13 protein-coding genes are annotated in these 16,272 nt (G+C 66.9%); 5 read left to right on the top strand and 8 right to left on the bottom strand.

Annotated elements, in window-relative coordinates:
- Positions 1 to 28: 28 nt before the first annotated feature.
- Genes GOPIP_RS13960 through iolC form a run of 7 tightly spaced genes read right to left on the bottom strand, consistent with a single transcriptional unit; the run spans position 29 to position 7,789 of the window.
- Positions 29 to 904: a sugar phosphate isomerase/epimerase family protein gene (locus GOPIP_RS13960; RefSeq protein ID WP_006370340.1), complete on the bottom strand. Its 876-nt coding sequence runs from the start codon at positions 902 to 904 to the stop codon at positions 29 to 31.
- A gap of 3 nt (positions 905 to 907) precedes the next feature.
- On the bottom strand, positions 908 to 1,966 hold the full coding sequence (locus tag GOPIP_RS13955; protein WP_006370339.1) for a Gfo/Idh/MocA family protein: 1,059 nt from the start codon (positions 1,964 to 1,966) through the stop codon (positions 908 to 910).
- A gap of 51 nt (positions 1,967 to 2,017) precedes the next feature.
- Positions 2,018 to 2,923, bottom strand: a complete 906-nt coding sequence (locus tag GOPIP_RS13950; protein ID WP_006370338.1) for a sugar phosphate isomerase/epimerase family protein — start codon at positions 2,921 to 2,923, stop codon at positions 2,018 to 2,020.
- A complete protein-coding gene (gene iolD, locus GOPIP_RS13945) occupies positions 2,923 to 4,965 on the bottom strand; it encodes a 3D-(3,5/4)-trihydroxycyclohexane-1,2-dione acylhydrolase (decyclizing) (protein ID WP_006370337.1) in 2,043 nt (680 codons plus the stop codon). The genes GOPIP_RS13950 and iolD overlap by 1 nt, the downstream gene beginning before the upstream one ends.
- Before the next feature lie 30 nt (positions 4,966 to 4,995).
- Complete coding sequence (iolB, locus tag GOPIP_RS13940) at positions 4,996 to 5,859, bottom strand: 5-deoxy-glucuronate isomerase (RefSeq protein ID WP_006370336.1); 864 nt, start codon at positions 5,857 to 5,859, stop codon at positions 4,996 to 4,998.
- Between the two features lie 9 nt (positions 5,860 to 5,868).
- Positions 5,869 to 6,795 carry a Cgl0159 family (beta/alpha)8-fold protein gene (locus GOPIP_RS13935; RefSeq protein WP_035728038.1) on the bottom strand — a complete coding sequence of 309 codons (927 nt, stop codon included), beginning with the start codon at positions 6,793 to 6,795 and terminating at the stop codon, positions 5,869 to 5,871.
- Complete coding sequence (iolC, locus tag GOPIP_RS13930; protein WP_006370334.1) at positions 6,788 to 7,789, bottom strand: 5-dehydro-2-deoxygluconokinase; 1,002 nt, start codon at positions 7,787 to 7,789, stop codon at positions 6,788 to 6,790. Before iolC ends, GOPIP_RS13935 begins: the two co-directional genes overlap by 8 nt.
- Before the next feature lie 170 nt (positions 7,790 to 7,959).
- On the opposite strand from iolC, the gene GOPIP_RS13925 reads away from it, so the two are divergent.
- The 5 genes from GOPIP_RS13925 (at position 7,960) to GOPIP_RS13905 (ending at position 14,024) form a co-directional block, all read left to right on the top strand.
- Complete coding sequence (locus GOPIP_RS13925) at positions 7,960 to 9,186, top strand: Gfo/Idh/MocA family protein (protein ID WP_006370333.1); 1,227 nt, start codon at positions 7,960 to 7,962, stop codon at positions 9,184 to 9,186.
- A complete protein-coding gene (locus GOPIP_RS13920; RefSeq protein ID WP_006370332.1) occupies positions 9,141 to 10,583 on the top strand; it encodes an MFS transporter in 1,443 nt (480 codons plus the stop codon). Before GOPIP_RS13925 ends, GOPIP_RS13920 begins: the two co-directional genes overlap by 46 nt.
- A 124-nt stretch (positions 10,584 to 10,707) precedes the next feature.
- Positions 10,708 to 11,946: a substrate-binding domain-containing protein gene (locus tag GOPIP_RS13915; RefSeq protein WP_006370331.1), complete on the top strand. Its 1,239-nt coding sequence runs from the start codon at positions 10,708 to 10,710 to the stop codon at positions 11,944 to 11,946.
- 39 nt (positions 11,947 to 11,985) lie between these two features.
- The gene (locus GOPIP_RS13910) at positions 11,986 to 13,020 is read left to right on the top strand and encodes a Gfo/Idh/MocA family protein (RefSeq protein ID WP_006370330.1); all 1,035 of its coding nucleotides are present in this window, start codon (positions 11,986 to 11,988) and stop codon (positions 13,018 to 13,020) included.
- A complete protein-coding gene (locus GOPIP_RS13905; protein WP_006370329.1) occupies positions 13,017 to 14,024 on the top strand; it encodes a Gfo/Idh/MocA family oxidoreductase in 1,008 nt (335 codons plus the stop codon). Before GOPIP_RS13910 ends, GOPIP_RS13905 begins: the two co-directional genes overlap by 4 nt.
- A 200-nt stretch (positions 14,025 to 14,224) precedes the next feature.
- Here GOPIP_RS13905 and GOPIP_RS13900 read toward each other — a convergent pair whose 3' ends face one another.
- A complete protein-coding gene (locus tag GOPIP_RS13900; protein WP_006370328.1) occupies positions 14,225 to 15,805 on the bottom strand; it encodes an HNH endonuclease signature motif containing protein in 1,581 nt (526 codons plus the stop codon).
- Between the last annotated feature and the right edge of the window lie 467 nt (positions 15,806 to 16,272).

The following is a 16,272-nucleotide window of genomic DNA, read 5'->3' as shown; positions in this document are numbered from 1 at the left end:
AGTGAGCGGGGTGTGTCGGTGAACGGGGTCAGGGACGGAATTTGGCGACGTAGTCGTTCATCGTGGCGAGCTGGTAGCGGGACACCTCGTCGGCGTTCTCGTTCTCGGCGAACACACTCGACACCATGACCGAGTCGTCGCGGTCGTAGAAGCCGATCTCGCCGAGTGTGCCGAAGAACTCGTCCCAATTGACGTCGCCGTCGCCGATCTTGAGGTGCTGGTGCACGCGTACGGCGTTACCGGGCGGGTTGGTGATGTAGCGAAGCCCGTGTGAGGCACGATGATCCATGGTGTCGGCCACGTGCACCAGGCGAAGCATGTCACCGGCGGTCGTCATGATCTCCCGCATGTTGCCGCCCATGTGGAAGCTGTGGCAGGCGACGTAGACCAAACCGAAGTTCTTCGAGTTGATCCCGCGGATCATGCGGATCGCGGCCAACCCGTCCTCCACGAAATCATCTGGGTGCGGATCGATCCGGACGTCGATGCCCTCACGTTCGATGATCGGCACGAGTTCCTCCATCGACCGGTAGAAGGCCCGCTCGGACTCCTCCGGCTTCTCCGGACGACCGGAGAACTCGGTGTTCATCACGTTCACGCCCAGATCGACGGTGATCTGGATGGCGCGTTTCCAGTAGCGCACGGCCGCCTCGCGGGCGTCCTCGTCGGGCCCGGACCACCGCAATACCGGTAGCACCGAAGCGATTCCGACGCCGGCGTCCTTGCACGCCCGGCGAAACCTCGCGACGAGATCGTCGTCGGCCTTGGGATGATTGAAGAACGGGATCATGTCGACGTGCGGGGTCAGCTGCAGGTACTCGTACCCGAGATCGGCGACCACGCCCGGCAATTCGAGCAGCGAATGGGAATGATGGAACGGCGTGGGATCGAGGGCGACCTTCATGGATCAGGCCCCCGCAATCGATGCGCGGTCGACCATGTCGACGGTGACGATCTCGCCGGTCTCGAGAGCCTTGACACCCGCCGCGCACACCGCGGCCGCGGCATAACCGTCCCACGCACCGGGGCCGTCGACGTTGATGCCGGCCTTGACGGCGTTGACCCACCGCTGGATCTCGGCATCGTAGGCGGCGCCGAAGCGCTCCACGAACGACGGCGTGATATCGCCGCCCCAGATCCCCGCAACCTTCCTTCCTCCGGCACTGGACTGCACGGGGTTGCGCTGCTTGCGCACCACGCCGCCCTGGTCGAGACCGATGAAGGCAGAACCGAATTCACCGACGACCTCGGTGCGCACCTCGTAGGCGACACCGGTGGTGACGAAGCACTCGACGTCGATGTGGCGACCCGACGCGGTACGGAAGATCGCGATCTGCGGGTCCTTGAGGCCCTCGGGCGCCTGCGGATTGGAACCCGGCGCGATGATCTGCACCGAGACGATCTCCTCGTCGAACAGGAACCGGGTGACGTCGACCTCGTGGACGATCGAATCCTTGACGATCATCGCCGAGTCGAAACCCGGTGGGACCATCGGGTTGCGGTGCACGCAATGCGCCACCAGCAGCTGCCCGAAGGTGCCGTCGTCGATGAGCGACTTCAGCTGCTCGTATTCGTGATCGAAGCGCCGCATGAACCCGACCTGGATCAGCTTGCGCCCCAACTCCGCTTCCCGCTTGACGACCTCCAGGGAGGTGGCCACATCGGTGGTCAGCGGCTTCTCGCACATCACCGGCTTGCCGGCCTCCAGGCACGCCAGCAACTGCTTCTCGTGGGTGGGACCGGGGGTGGCGAGGATGACGGCGTCGACATCGGGATCGGCGATCGCGTCGAGCGGATCGTTGATCACCCGGCAGCCCGGAATCGTCGCCGCGAGTTCCTCGGCCTTCTCCGGGAAGTAGTCGTTGAGGACGGTGACGGTGGCGCCCTTGATGCGTTCGGTGATGCGGGCGACGTGGTCGGCACCCATCATCCCGACGCCCAGGACGGCGATACGCAAGTCGGTCATGGTGTACTCCGTGAAATAGTTCGGGGTGAAATAAGTTGGAGGGAGAGAGAATCAGCTGAAACGGACGGCCGGCACACCGCACGATCCCAGATACTTCTGGGTGCGCTGGGCGATGGGCAGCGGGGCATCGGGACTGCAGGGGTACATGTCCTGCTCGACGATGCCGAAGATGTCGATGTCGAGAGCGGCGACGGCCTCGAGCAGCGGCGGCATCTCCGGGATGCCACGCGGCGGTTCGGTCATCGCGCCCAGGCGGACCGCCTCGCCGAACGGCAGGTCATCGGCGGCGACCTTGGCCCGAACCTGCTCGTCGACCTGCTTGAGGTGCAGGTACCCGATGCGGTCGGGGTGGGCGTTGATGATGGCGATGTTGTCGCCTCCGCAGTAGCTGACGTGACCGGTGTCCAGGCACAGGTTCACGAACTGCTGGTCGGTGTTCTCCAGGAACCGGTAGATGTTCTCCTCGGTGTCGACGTGGGAGTCGGCATGCGGGTGGTATTGCGCCCGCACACCGTACTTCTCGAACATCGCCTTGCCCAGTTCGTTCATGCCCTGGGTCTTCTTGCGCCACTGCTCATCGGTGAGCGTGCGATCCTCGAGCACCTCGCCGGTGGCCGGGTCGCGCCACATCTCCGGGATGACGACGACGTGCTTGCCACCGACGGCTGCGGTCAACTTGGCGACGTCCTCGATCTGAGTCCACACCGCATCCCACGAATCGTCCTGGTGCAGATGCTCGAACACCGTGCCGGCCGAGAGCTTCAGTCCACGACTGCCGAGCTCGTCGCGCAACTGCTGTGGATCGGTGGGCAGATAACCGTACGGGCCCAACTCGATCCACTCATAACCCGACGCGGCGACCTCGTCGAGGAAGCGGGTGTAGGGGGTCTGCTGCGGATCGTCGGGGAACCAGACGCCCCACGAGTCGGGGGCGGAACCGACGAGGATCTTCGACATCACTGAACTCCATTGTTCGACGGGGCGGGATTGTTCGACGGCGCAGGGGAGTCGGCCGGCGTGGTGGGGGCGAGATAGGGGCGCTGGACGGCTTTCCACTGCTCGTAGACGCCGTAGGCCTGCTGGGTGGATTCCAGGGTCGAGGTCTCCGATACCGGGACGTCCCACCAGGATTCACTGTCGGGGGCACCGATCAGCGGATCGGTCTCGACGTGGATGACGGTGGTGCGGTCGGCGGCCTTCGCGGTCTTGATGGCGTCGGCGAATTCGGCGGCGGTGCCGGCACGGATGACGTCGGCGCCCAGGGATGCGGCGTTGGCCGCCAGGTCGATCGGAAGCGTGGACCCGTTGAGGCGTCCGCTCTCACCGCGATAGCGGTAGTCGGTGCCGAATCGCTGCGACCCCAACGACTCCGAGAGCGAGCCGATGGAGGCGAAGCCATGATTCTGCACGAGCACCACGATGACCTTCAGGTTCTCTTGGACGGCGGTCACCAATTCGGTGGCCATCATCAGATACGAACCATCGCCGACCATGACGAACACGTCGCGGTCCGGGCAGGCCATCTTGACGCCGAGACCACCGGCGACTTCGTATCCCATGCAGGAATACCCGTATTCGACGTGATAGCCCTTGGCATCGCGGGTCCGCCACAACTTGTGCAGATCGCCGGGCATCGATCCGGCGGCACACACCACCACGTCGCGCGGATCGGAGGTCTCGTTGACCAGACCGATGACCGAGCCCTGGGTCAGCGCCTCCTCGCCGGTGGCGACGTTGACGCCGACGGCGGTGGGGGAGTATGCGTCGTCGACGATGCGATCCCACTCGGCGGCGAGCTCGGCGACCCGGTCACGGTAGGACTGCTCGACGCGGTGATCGGCCAGCAGCTCGTCGAGCGCCTCGATGGCCTCCCGGGCGTCGGCGACGACGCTGTAGCCGGCATGCTTGACCGAATCCAGGGATGCGACATTGATGTTGACGAAACGCACGCCCTCGCCGGTGAACGCGGTACGCGAGGCGGTCGTGAAATCGCTGTAGCGCGTGCCGATCCCGATGACGACGTCGGCGTCGGCGGCGAGCGCGTTGGCGGCGGTGGTGCCGGTGGAGCCGATGGCACCCACCGACTGTGGGTGGTCATAGGGCAGCGAGCCCTTGCCGGCCTGGCTCTGGCCGACCGGAATGCCGGTGCGCGAACAGAAGTCGGCGAGCGCCTCGGTGGCACCGGAGTAGATGACCCCGCCACCGGCGACGATCAGCGGTCGGCGTGCCGAGCGGATGATCTCGGCTGCCTCGGCGATCACGCGACGTTCGGGCAGCGGGCGCGCCACATGCCAGGTGCGTTCGGCGAACAGCGATTCGGGGAAGTCGAACGCCTCGGCCTGCACGTCCTGCGGGATGGCGACGGTCGCGGCGCCGGTCTCCACCGGGTCGGTCAGCACTCGCATTGCGCCGAGTAACGCGCCGGCCAGCTGCTCCGGCCGCCACACGCGGTCGAAGTACCGCGAGACCGGCTTGAACGCATCGTTGACGGTGACATCACCCGACGAGGGCAACTCCAGCTCCTGCAGCACCGGGGAGGTGGCACGCGTGGCAAAGGTATCGGCCGGCAAGAGCAGCACCGGAATCCGGTTGATGGTGGCCAGTGCGGCGCCGGTGAGCATGTTGGTGGCACCGGGTCCGACCGAGGCGGTCACGGCCCACGACTGCAGACGATCCTTCATCCGGGCATAGCCGACGGCCGAATGCACCATCGCCTGCTCGTTACGTCCGAGCACGTACTTCAGCGACAGCTCGCGCCCGGCATCGACGTCGTCGATCTCGTTCTGCAGCAACGCCTGTCCGAGTCCGGCGACGTTGCCGTGACCGAAGATGCCGAAACAGCCGGCGAAGAACTTCGACCGCTCGCCGTCACGCTCGACGTACTGGTTGGCCAAGAAGCGCACGGTCGCCTGCGCGACGGTCAGCCGGACGGTCGGTTCACCGTGCGGGGTGCGGACGCCGGTCACGCCGCCGGCGCGCCCCTGGTTGATCGGTGCCACGATGACTTCTTTCTCAGTGGTGGGTGGTGGTCAGTGGGAGTTGTTGTCGTGCAGCGGGAGACGCGGATCGATCTCCTGATGTTCCCAGCTGCCGCGCAGCCAGGTGTGGGCGGGATCGTCACAGATCTTCCAGGTCCGTTCGGGGCCCGGTCCGGCCATCACGTTGAGGTAGTACATGTGATAGCCGGGAGCGGCGATCGACGGTCCGTGATAGCCGTGCGGTACGAGGACGACGTCACCCGAGCGGACCTCCTCGAGCACCTCGATGGGGCGCTCGGGCGTTCCGTAAACCCGGTGATAGCCGAAACCGGTTATCTGACTGAACTCGAAGTAGTAGATCTCCTCGAGCTGCGATTCGACCTCGGAGTTCTCGTCATGCTTGTGCGCGGGGTAGCTCGACCAGTTGCCGCCCGGGGTGATGACCTCGCAGGCGATGATCGAGTCGGCCTCGAACACGTCGGCGGTGCCGAAGTTGTGGACCTGCCGGCTACAGTTGCCCGCACCGCGAAGCTCCACCGGCACACCGGCCCTCGGACCGTACCGGAACGGCAGCGTCGTTGACGCCCGTGCGCCGCACAGTGCGAATCGGCCACCGTCGGCACTGGTCACGGTGAACTCCGAGTCCCGGCCGACGTAGGCGAAGTCACTCGGCCCGTCGAAGACGCTCTGGCGACCCTCGAGCTCGAACTGTCTTCCGTCGCAGGCCACCACGGCCGAGCCGGACAGCGGGATCACGATGATCTCGTCGGGCCCGGAGCTGCGCGTGATCGAGTCACCCGGACCCAATTGCGCCACCCAGAGCGAGGATTCGGTCCAACCGGCGGACTCCGGCGTCACGTCGACACTCAGCGGCGCGGTGGCGCTGCCGGCCGGGACGTAGTACTTGCTGTTCATGGTGTTGCCTCAGCTCACCAGGTTCACGGCGGTGTCGACCGCGGTGGCGACGTCGTCGTCGGACGGATACAGCAGGGTGCGGCCGACGATGAGTCCGCGAACGGATGGAATCGCCAGTGCCCGTTCCCAACTCGCGAAGGTCTCTTCGGGCGCGGTCTGCGGGTCGCCACCGAGGAGCAGCGTCGGCATCGTGGTGGCGTCCATGACGCGCTCCATCTCGTCGACGACCGGCAACTTCAGCCAGGTGTAGGCCGACGTCGAGCCGATGCCCTGGATGATGTGCATCGACTTGATCACTGCATCGGCGCTCAGGTCGTTGCGGACCTTGCCCTCGATCCGTTGGGACATGAACGGCTCGAGCATCGCGATCACCTCGCCCGCGGCGAGTTCGTCGACCGCGGCGGCGCACGAGGTCAACATGTTCAGGGTGCCGGGATCGTCGAGATCGATGCGGCAGAGCATCTTTGCGCCGTTGAGGCCGGCCTCGACGGTCCAGGAGGCGGTGGCCGCGGTCATCCGGTCGTCGAGTTCGAACGAGGAGCCGGCCAGTCCGCCGCGGTTCATCGACGAGAACACCACCTTGTCCTCGAGCGCCCCGAGAAGCAGCAGATCCTCGAGAATGTCGGAGGTGGCGAGGACGCCGTCGACGCCGGGGTTGGCCAGCGCGACGCGCAGGCGGTCCAACAGATCGGTGCGGCTGTTCATGGCGGTCGGGTTCTTGCCCACCGACAGCGCGCCGCGGGCCGGGTGATCGGCGGCGACGATCATCAGCCGCTCGTCACCGTTGACGGTGTCGCGCCGACGCCGGCGAGCCCAGGCCTGTCCGATGATCTCGGGGCGCTGTGCGCGGACGGCGGTCACCTCGGCGTAGGAGGTGCAGGTGGGCAACTCGGTGAGCAGGTCGGTCGGGGTGATCGTGGTGGCGAGTTCAGACATGGAGGCTCTCCTGGGCGTTGTCGGTGCCGGTGGATGCTGCGGTGGCAGCGAACGCGGCGACCTCGTCGGCGGTGGGCATGGCAGTGGAACATTCGAGGCGACCGGCGACGATCGCGCCGGCGGCGTTGGCGTGCAGCAGGATCTTCTCCAGTGGCCACTCCGAGAGCAGTCCGTGGCACAGCGAGCCACCGAAACTGTCGCCGGCGCCGAGTCCGTTGACGACGTCGACCGGGAGCGGGGCGACCTCGACGGTCTCGTGACGCGTCTTGCCGAGCACTCCGCGCGGTCCCTGCTTGACGATCGCGAGTTCGACACCGAGGTCGAGCAGTGCGTCGGCAGCCTTGTGCGGATCGGTCTCACCGACGGCGACCTCGCACTCCTCGCGGTTGCCCACCGCGACGGTCACCTCGGTCAGTGCGCGCTGCACCTGCTCGGTGGCCGCGGCCGGTGACTCCCAGAACATCGGGCGGTAATCGAGATCGAGCACCGTCAGCGGTCGACGGGCCCGAGCCTCCCATGCTGCGAAATGCGCGCTGCGCGAGGGCTCTTCGGACAGTCCGGTCACCGTCGACCAGTACAGTCGAGCATCGGCGACGGCGACGGTGTCGATATCGGCGACGGCGACCTGCAGGTCGGGGGCGGTGGGCTTGCGATAGAAGTACAGGGGGAAGTCGTCAGGCGGGTAGATCTCGCAGAACGTCACCGGTGTCGCGTACACGTCGTCGACGCCGACGAAGCGGTTGTCGACGCCGAGTCGGGCCAGCTCGGCACGGACGAAGCGGCCGAACGGGTCGTCGCCCACGCCGGAGATCAGAGCCGCGGAGTGTCCGAGCCGGGCGGCCGCGACGGTCACGTTGGCTGCGCTGCCGCCGAGGAACTTACCGAAGCTGGTGACCTCCTCGAGGCCGACGCCGATCTGCTGCGGATAGATGTCGACGCCGCTGCGGCCGATCGCCAGCACGTCGAAGACGGGTGTTGGTCGGGCTGTGGTCACGGACTGCTCCCTGCTCGTAAGTCGTTCGCGGTGTTCGCTCCTCCACTGTGCGGCACACCACAGAGCAATGTCAAGACTTTGTCCTGACATTCTTACCTGGCATAGTGGGTGGCGCGGATCACAGCCGCCACGAGTGCGGTGCCGAATGCAGCAACCAGGAAGGGATTCCCATGACGACGAGTGCAGTGTCCGGGTCCTCCGCCGAATTGCCGGTGGGGATCATCGGTTTCGGCTGGATGGGCCGAGCCCACGCGCAGGCGTACGCCCGAGTGGCGCACCACTATCCGCAGCTGCGCCCGGCACCCCGGTTGGTGGCCATCGCCGACGACGTGCCCGGGCGGGCCGACGCGGCGGGGCAACAGTTCGACGCACGTGGCGTCACCGACTGGCGCGACCTCGTGGCCGATCCCGCGATCGCCGGGGTGAGTGTGACCGCACCGAACTTTCTGCACCGCGAAATCGGTTGTGCGGTGGTCGAGTCCGGCAAGCACCTATGGATCGAGAAGCCAGTCGGGCTGTCGTCGGCCGACGCCCGTGCCGTCGCCGACGCGGCGCACCGGGCCGGGGTGAGCACCGCGGTCGGGTTCAACTATCGCAACGCTCCCGCGGTCGCGTTGGCACGGGAGATCGTGGCAGCCGGGGAGATCGGCGAGGTCACCCACGCGCGTTTCCGGTTCTTCAGCGATTACGCCGCCCATCCCGACGGCGCGCTGAGCTGGCGCTTTCAGCGTGAACGCGGCGGCAACGGGGTCCTCGGTGATCTCGCCTCGCACGGCGTCGACCTCGTCTGGTATCTCCTCGGCGGTATCGACTCACTCATCGCCGACACCGCGATCTTCATCGACACCCGGCCCGAGCCGACCGGCGCGACGTCGGGCCACCAGCTGGCCACCGGGGGTGTGCGCGGGCCGGTGGAGAACGAGGATTACCTGTCGGCGCAGTTGCGGATGACCTCGGGCGCGCGGTGCGTCCTGGAGGCGAGTCGGGTGTCGGTGGGCGAGCAGAATTCGTACGGATTCGAGATCCACGGCACCACCGGAATCGTGCGGTGGGACTATCGCCGCATGGGTGAACTCGAGATCGGGCGCAGCGGCGCGTCCCGGGTGATCCAGGATCTGTCGGTGTCGACGCTGTTCGTGGGCCCCGGCCACGGACAGTACGGCGCCTTCCAGCCGGGCTCGGCCAACGCCATGGGTTACGACGATCTCAAGGTGATCGAGGCCGCCCGATTCGCCGCGGCCATCGCCGGCCCCGACGCACTCGCCCAGGTGGGGCCGGGTGCCACCATCGACGACGCGGTGCGTGCCGCCGAGGCGCTCGACGCCATGACGGCCTCGGTGCGCGAGGGGCGATGGGTCTCGCCCGCACCGGTGGAGGCGGTCTCGAGCGCCTCGTGACCTCACCACCGCAGCCGAGTGGGGATTTTCCGCGCGCGTTGGCACTGCTCGGTGCGGGCGCGATGTTCATGGAGATCCTCGATGCCACCATCGTCGTCACGGCCCTGCCGTCCATTGCCGCGGGCTTCGGCGTGGGGGCGCTCGATGCGGCCGGGGTGGTCACCGCCTACCTGATCACGTTGGCGGTGCTCATCCCGTTGAGCAGTTGGATCGCCGAGCGCTTCGGTGTGCGCCGGGTGTTCGTGCTCGCACTGGTGGTGTTCACCCTCGCGTCGGTGGGATGTGCTCTGGCGCCGTCACTTCCGGTGCTGATCGGGATGCGGGTGGTCCAGGCGGCCGGTGGGGCGATGATGGTGCCGATCGGGCGGCTCGCGGTTCTGCGGGCGGTGTCGGTGGGGCATGTGGCGCGGGCGATCGCCTACCTGACCTGGCCTGCGCTCGTTGCGCCGGTGGTGGCACCGCTGCTGGGCGGGCTGATCGTCGAGCACGCCTCCTGGCAGGTCATCTTCCTCCTCAACATTCCGATCGGCATCATCGGAGTCGTTGCCGCACTGCGTATTCTGCGACCCGACGTTGGGCGGCCGATTCGTCGGCTCGATGTGGTCGGGGCGTTGGGCACGATGGTGGCGGTCGGTGCGGCGATGACCGTGGCGGAGGTGCTCTCCGCGACGCCGGTGCGCTGGGTGATCGTCGTGGCAGGGCTGGTGGTGGCCATTGTCGTCGGCGTCGGCACCGTCGTACATCTGCGTTCGGCGCGCGATCCGTTGCTGAATCTCGCTGTGCTGCGCATACATTCCTTCGCCTCGGTGATCGGATACGGCACGGCGTACCGGCTTGCGATCAGCGCGGTGCCCTTCGTGGTGCCGCTGATGCTGCAGGTGCACTTCGGCTGGTCGCCGGTGACGGCCGGCGCGATGGTGACCGCGCTCTTCGCCGGCAACGTCGTCATCAAACCCCTGACCACACCATTGATGCGCCGCTGGGGAATCCGCCGCGTTCTCCTGGTGGTGTCGGCGGCGTCGGTGGTGACGTTCGTGGCGTTGGCCGCGGTCGGTGCAGCGACGCCGGCGTGGCTGCTGGCGTTCGTGCTGGTGGTGTCCGGAATGCTGCGGTCGATCGGTTTCTCCGCGTACAACACGCTCGCCTTCGCCGACGTGGGCGACGGACGACTCGGTGACGCAAATGCCCTACACGCTGCCGTGCAGGAACTGGGCAATGCCTTCGGTGTTGCGCTCGCGTCGATGGCGATCGCACTGCTCGGCACGACGGCAGCGGTGCTCCCGGCCGGGGCGTATTCCGCGGTCTTCGTGATTCTGGCCGTCGTGATGGTGGTCTGCGCGGTCGGCGCGAGTGCACTGCCCTCGCGGGTGGGTGCGCACGCACTCGGCACTCGCTGATTTCTCAGTATGTCCGGACAAAGTATTGACTTTTGGGTGTGATCCGACTTACATCGACAGTGAATCAACGACGCCGGTGCGGCTTGTCGGCCGATTCGTTCGCCCCCAACCAGAGGATCACCCCATGACCAGCAGCGTGGAGTCGCCGTCGTCGAGTACGACGCCAGACCGGTCGGTCGATGCAGCAGTCGGGTGTGCGCTGGTCGGCGTCGTGTTCGACGCCTCCAACCCGTTCGAGGCCGACCTCGTCGACGCGCTCTATGCCGCGGCCGACCGGCGTGCGGTCACGCCCGGACAGTCGTCGTATCGCCTCGCGCTGAGCGGGCACGGGCGTGCACGGACCCGCCGACGCGCCGTCACCGATCTGGTCGGCATGGGCTGCGACGGCATCATCGTCATCGGCGCCACCCATGACGACGATCTCGACCTCCCGGCGGCCTCGGTGGTCATCGGCGAGCGTGTCCCCGGGTTGGGCCGCGTGACCGTCGGCACCGACGAATGGCAGGGCGCCCATCTGGCGGTGCAGCACCTGATCGATCTGGGGCACAACGCGATCGTCCACATCGGCGGCGGCGACCACCCCTGCGCCGCGGAGCGGCAGCGCGGCTACATCGGTGCAATGACCGCGGCCGGACTGCAGCAGCATTGCCAGATCCTGCGCGGCGACTACACCGAAGAGGCCGGGGCCCGGGTGGCCCACGAGATCCTGGAACGACTGCCACGGCCGACCGCGGTCTTCCTCGCCAACGATCGGATGGCGTTCGGTTTCATCGACGTCATGCGCGCGCAGGGGGTGGAGATCCCGGCCGAGATGTCGGTGGTGGGCTACGACGACGGACATCTCGCCGGTGTCGAGGGCGTGGAGTTGACGACGGTCCGTCAGGACGTGCCTGGTCTCGCCGACGCCGCGATCGAGGCCCTCGGCCGCATCCTGGCCGGTGTCGAGGTGGCTTCTGCTGCTTGCGGATTCCATGGCGAGGTGGCCCTGGAACCGCAACTGGTGGTCCGGTCGACGACGGCCGCGGTCAAGGAGATCGCGGTGGCACCCACCCCGGAGCGCCCCGACGTTCCGGCCCGGCGCCGGTGGGGACTGATGCTCGACGACCTCGGCGATGAGGTGCAGCGGGCGCTGGGTACCCCGGGGCTGCTGACCGGGTCCATCGAGGTCGTTGCCAGCGCATCGACGTTGACGGCGTGGCGCATTGCCGATCGGCTCGGAATCATGGCCAGCTACGGACTGTATGAGGATCTGCTCGAGGATCCCGACATCGACGCCGTACTCGTGGCACTGCCAGGCGATCTCGGCGACGACTGGGCCCGCAAGGCCCGTGAGGTCGGCAAACACGTCTACCGGATCGGCTGATTCCCAACACTTCTCGCATCGTTGTCGGAAAGGACACCTGTGCCCGTGCATCTTCCCGCTGCCCGTACCCCCGACCCCCGGTCGGCACCCGCCATGCGCTGGGGCATCCTCGGCCCCGGGTGGATCGCCTCGAGGTTCGTTGCGGCGTTGCAGAAACACACCTCCCAAGAGGTCGTTGCCGTCGGTTCGCGATCGGCCGGCCGCGCCGAGGAGTTCGCGCGGAGCTTCGGGATCGCCGCTCATCACGGGTCGTACGAGTCGCTGCTCGCCGACCCGTCGGTCGACATCGTCTACGTGTGCACCCCGCACACCGAGCACCGGCCCGGCGCACTCGCCGCGTTGGACGCCGGAAAGCACGTCTTGGTGGAGAAACCGCTGGGCATCAACGCCGAGCAGGCGCGTGAGATCGCCGAGAAGTCCACGCGAACAGGGTTGTTCGCCGGTGAGGCGATGTGGTCGCGATTCCTGCCCAAGTTCGATGTCCTGCGGCAGGTACTCGACTCCGGGATGCTCGGTGAGATCCGCACGGTGATGGCCGACCACGGCGAGTACTTCACCACCGATCACCGCATCTACGATCCGGCCCTGGCCGGCGGTCCGATGCTCGATCTCGGCTCCTACCCGGTGGCCTTCGCGCACTGGGTCCTCGGCGCCCCCACCGACATCGCCGCCCTCGGTACCCCGGCGAATGCCGAACTCAACGGCCAGATCTCGGCGGTGCTCGGCAACGTCGACGGTGCGCAGGCGGTGCTCAACACCACCATCCTCTCCGACACCCCGACATCGGCGGCGATCTGCGGAGTCGATGGACAGGTGCGGATTCCCGGGCCCTTCTATCAGCCGGGACCGTTCGAGGTGCGTCTGCGCGACGGCGGTGTACTGCGACACGACGAGGAACACGGCGGCCATGAGGACGGGCTGCACTACTCGGCGGCCGACGCCGCCCGTGAGATCGTCTCGGGCAACCGCGAATCCACCATCCACCCGCTCGACGACGTGATCTCGACCCTGACCACCATGGACGCCATCCGCGCACGTCTCGACATCGTTTTCCCCGGGGAGCAGCACCCATGACCATCCGTATCGGCATCATCGGCGTCGGCGTGATGGGCGCCGATCACGCACACACCCTCGATCGTTACGTCAACGGCGCGGAGGTGACCGCGATCGCCGATGTCAATGCTGCGTCGGCGAATACGGTTGCTGCGCAGTTGCGTTCCGCCCGCGTGGTGGACGACGCGCAGGCTCTGATCGCCGCCGACGACGTCGACGCCGTCATCATCGCCTCGCACGATTCGACCCACGCTGCGCTGACCCTCGCGGTGATCGATGCGGGCAAGCCGGTGCTGTGTGAGAAGCCGCTCGCGCCGACGGTCGCCGAGTCACGCTCGGTGTGCGCGGCCGAGAAGCGCAGTGGCCGTTCCCTGATCAGCGTCGGATTCATGCGCAGATTCGACCCCTCGTATGTGGACCTGCGACGCAGCGTCACCTCGGGCGAACTCGGCGAGGTGCTCGTCGCACATTGTGTGAGCCGTACGGTCGAGGCCCATCCCGACGGCGATTCGGCGTCGACGGTGACCAACTCGGCCATCCACGAACTCGATGTGATGCCATGGCTGATCGGTTCGCCGATCGCCGAGGTGAGTTGGCACGCCGGACGCTCCTCGCGGCACGCCGGTCGTCGCATCGATCCGCAGATCCTGGTGATGCGCACCGAATCCGACGTACTCATCACCGTGGAGGTGTTCCTCAACGCGCAGTACGGATACGACACCCGGTGCGAGGTGGTCGGGGAGGAGGGTGTTGCCGCGCTGACCTTGCCCTCCACCGTGGTCACCGACCGTGGGCGCGCCCGATCGCTCGCCTACCCCGCTGACTGGCGTCCGCGCTACGCCGACGCCTACCGCGAGCAACTCTGCGAATGGGTCCGCGCCCTGGAAACCGGCCGAGCCCCGCGCCTGGCAACCGCCGAGGACGGCCTACGCGCCGCGATCGTCGCCGAAGCCGTCATCGAATCGATGACCCACGATGGGCAAGTGGTTCCGGTGGCCTACGCCCGCGAGACCGTCGGGGCATAGCCCGGGCAACTCAGGTGCCTTTCCCCTCGGTGGTCGAGGCCCTTTCCTCGGCGGTCGAGGCGTCCCTTTCCCCGGTGATCGAGGTGTCTTTTCTTGGTGTTCGAGGCGTCCTATTCTGGTGGTCGAGGTGCGACGAGCGCCAGCGAGGAGCCTCGAGACCCGTTGAGCCACAGCTGGTTCCAGCCCACAACGAAACCCCGTCACCGCGGATACGTGACAATCACCTGCCCAGTCCGCTTGCTCCGCCACTGCACCCGCCGATCGGTGTAGAGCGTCGGCACCCACTCGGCGAGATGTTTGCGCTGATGATCGGCCCGACACAGCGGGATCAGGTCGCCGAGCACCGTCCAGCCTCCGGCCTCGGGGTCGGTGTGGTTGAAGGGTCGCCAGTGGTCGAGGTCGCACAGGTGTGACGGCGTTCCGCAGTAGGGGTATCGGCACCAGGCGTCGTTGGCGAGCACCTCAGCGCGCAGTGTGGCGCTGGGTGCATAGGTCAATGCCCCAGGTGGTGGCACGGTGTGACCGCCGTGTCCGGTGGGGTCGGCCGGCGGTGCCTGTGCGCGGTCGGAGATCTGTGGGATCAACGGTCCAGCCGTGCGCACGGATTCGGGATAATGGATGGTCTTCGCAACCTCGGACAGGGTGGCCGCGTAGTCGGGGTCGATCGGCCCGTATCCCTGCAACCGGGGGACGAGAATCCCGTCCGGATCCTTCAACACCGTCAGTACGGGTGCCCCGGGTACGACCAGGGCCCGCCCGAACGCCACCGGAACCTCTTCCGGCGTCGGCTCATCCATCGGGTCGGGGACCTCGGGTTCGACGACCGGCTCCACCAACTCGACTTCGGGCACATCGGCATCGGCGGGTTCGGGGAGCAGGTCGTCCCACGCTTGTGCATCCGCAGCGTCAGCGGGTGTCTCCGCCGACTCGTCACGGGCAGCACCGCCTTTCGCGCAACTCTCCAAGCCGCATTCGCAGTCGAGCCGGGCTCCGGGCACTCCGGTGATCTCCCCGAGGGCGATCACCCGCAGCGATCCCACGCGGCGCGGGTCCTTGCGGCAGGTCCGTTCGTCAACGAGGGCGTTGATCTGCGTCGTGAGAAATACCCCGTAGTGCGCGGGAACAACCGCATCCAGAGAGGAGTGCCCGGCAACATCGGGGGTGGTGATGGTCACGTGTCCCACCAGGTCGGCGATGTCTTCGCGTTCCTCGGTGACACTGTCGGGGTTCATTGAAATCAACGCAGCGTCGAGCTGCTGCGCCAGTACCGGGTCGGTGGTGGCGCGGGATCCGTAGTCCAGGACGATCTCTTCGAACGTCATCTCGGACTCGTCACCGGTATCGACGGTGTCGGTGTCGGTGTCCACGTCGATGTCCCCGCCACGCTGGGCGGCGCGCGCCATGATCGAGGCCCGGTTGGTGGAGAGTTCCCCGTTCAAATACGCAGCGCGGATCAGGGGGAGTTCTTTGAGGAGGTCCGCCAGCGCTATCCAGCTGCCGGCTTTGCTGCGGGAGATCGTGAATTGCAATGACACTTCGGCGCGTGCGAGTTTGTCGGCGTGCTCGATCACCGAGCCCCATACCTCGACCTCGGACTGGCCCGCCAAACGCTCCCGATACACCCGATCCGCCAGCGCGGCGGCTGCCAGCACCGTCCGGGCCTCATGCTTACGCGATTGGCGCAACAGCTCAGGGCCGGTCTCGATGAGCTCGTCGCGCGACATGGCTGTGATCGCGGCAGCGTCGGCTTCCGGGTCGGTGAACGTCAATGTGGTCGACATCCGAACAATCTCCCCTCCCGCGATCGGACTTGATGAGAACAAGTGTACGAAGGGGTACCGACAAAACCGGTCCGATGATCGCCAGACCGGAGAAATCTGTGGACAACTTCTTTCGGGCGCGTCGACTGGGCGGTCAATCACGTCGAGTGGGTAGTGGATGTGGTTGCGATACTTGTCATCTCACCAGGGTCTCGAGGCTCGCCGCACGCGGCTCGCACCTCGACCATCGGGGGAAAGGAGCGAGCGTCGGGTGATGGAAGCGCTCGACCATCGGGGGGGAAGGGAGCGAGCGTCGGGTGATGGAAGCGCTCGACCATCGGGGGGAAGGGAGCGAGCGTCGGGTGATGGAAGCGCTCGACCATCGGGGGAAAGGAGCGAGCGTCGGGTGATGGAAGCGCTGCACCATCGGGGAAAGGGTCGAGCGTCGGTCAGAAAACCGCCCCGTACGCGTTTTACTCCGGACCTTT

The organism is Gordonia polyisoprenivorans NBRC 16320 = JCM 10675 (assembly GCF_000241325.1).
Taxonomy (GTDB): domain Bacteria; phylum Actinomycetota; class Actinomycetes; order Mycobacteriales; family Mycobacteriaceae; genus Gordonia; species Gordonia polyisoprenivorans.
This window is presented reverse-complemented; position numbering and strand designations above follow the sequence as displayed.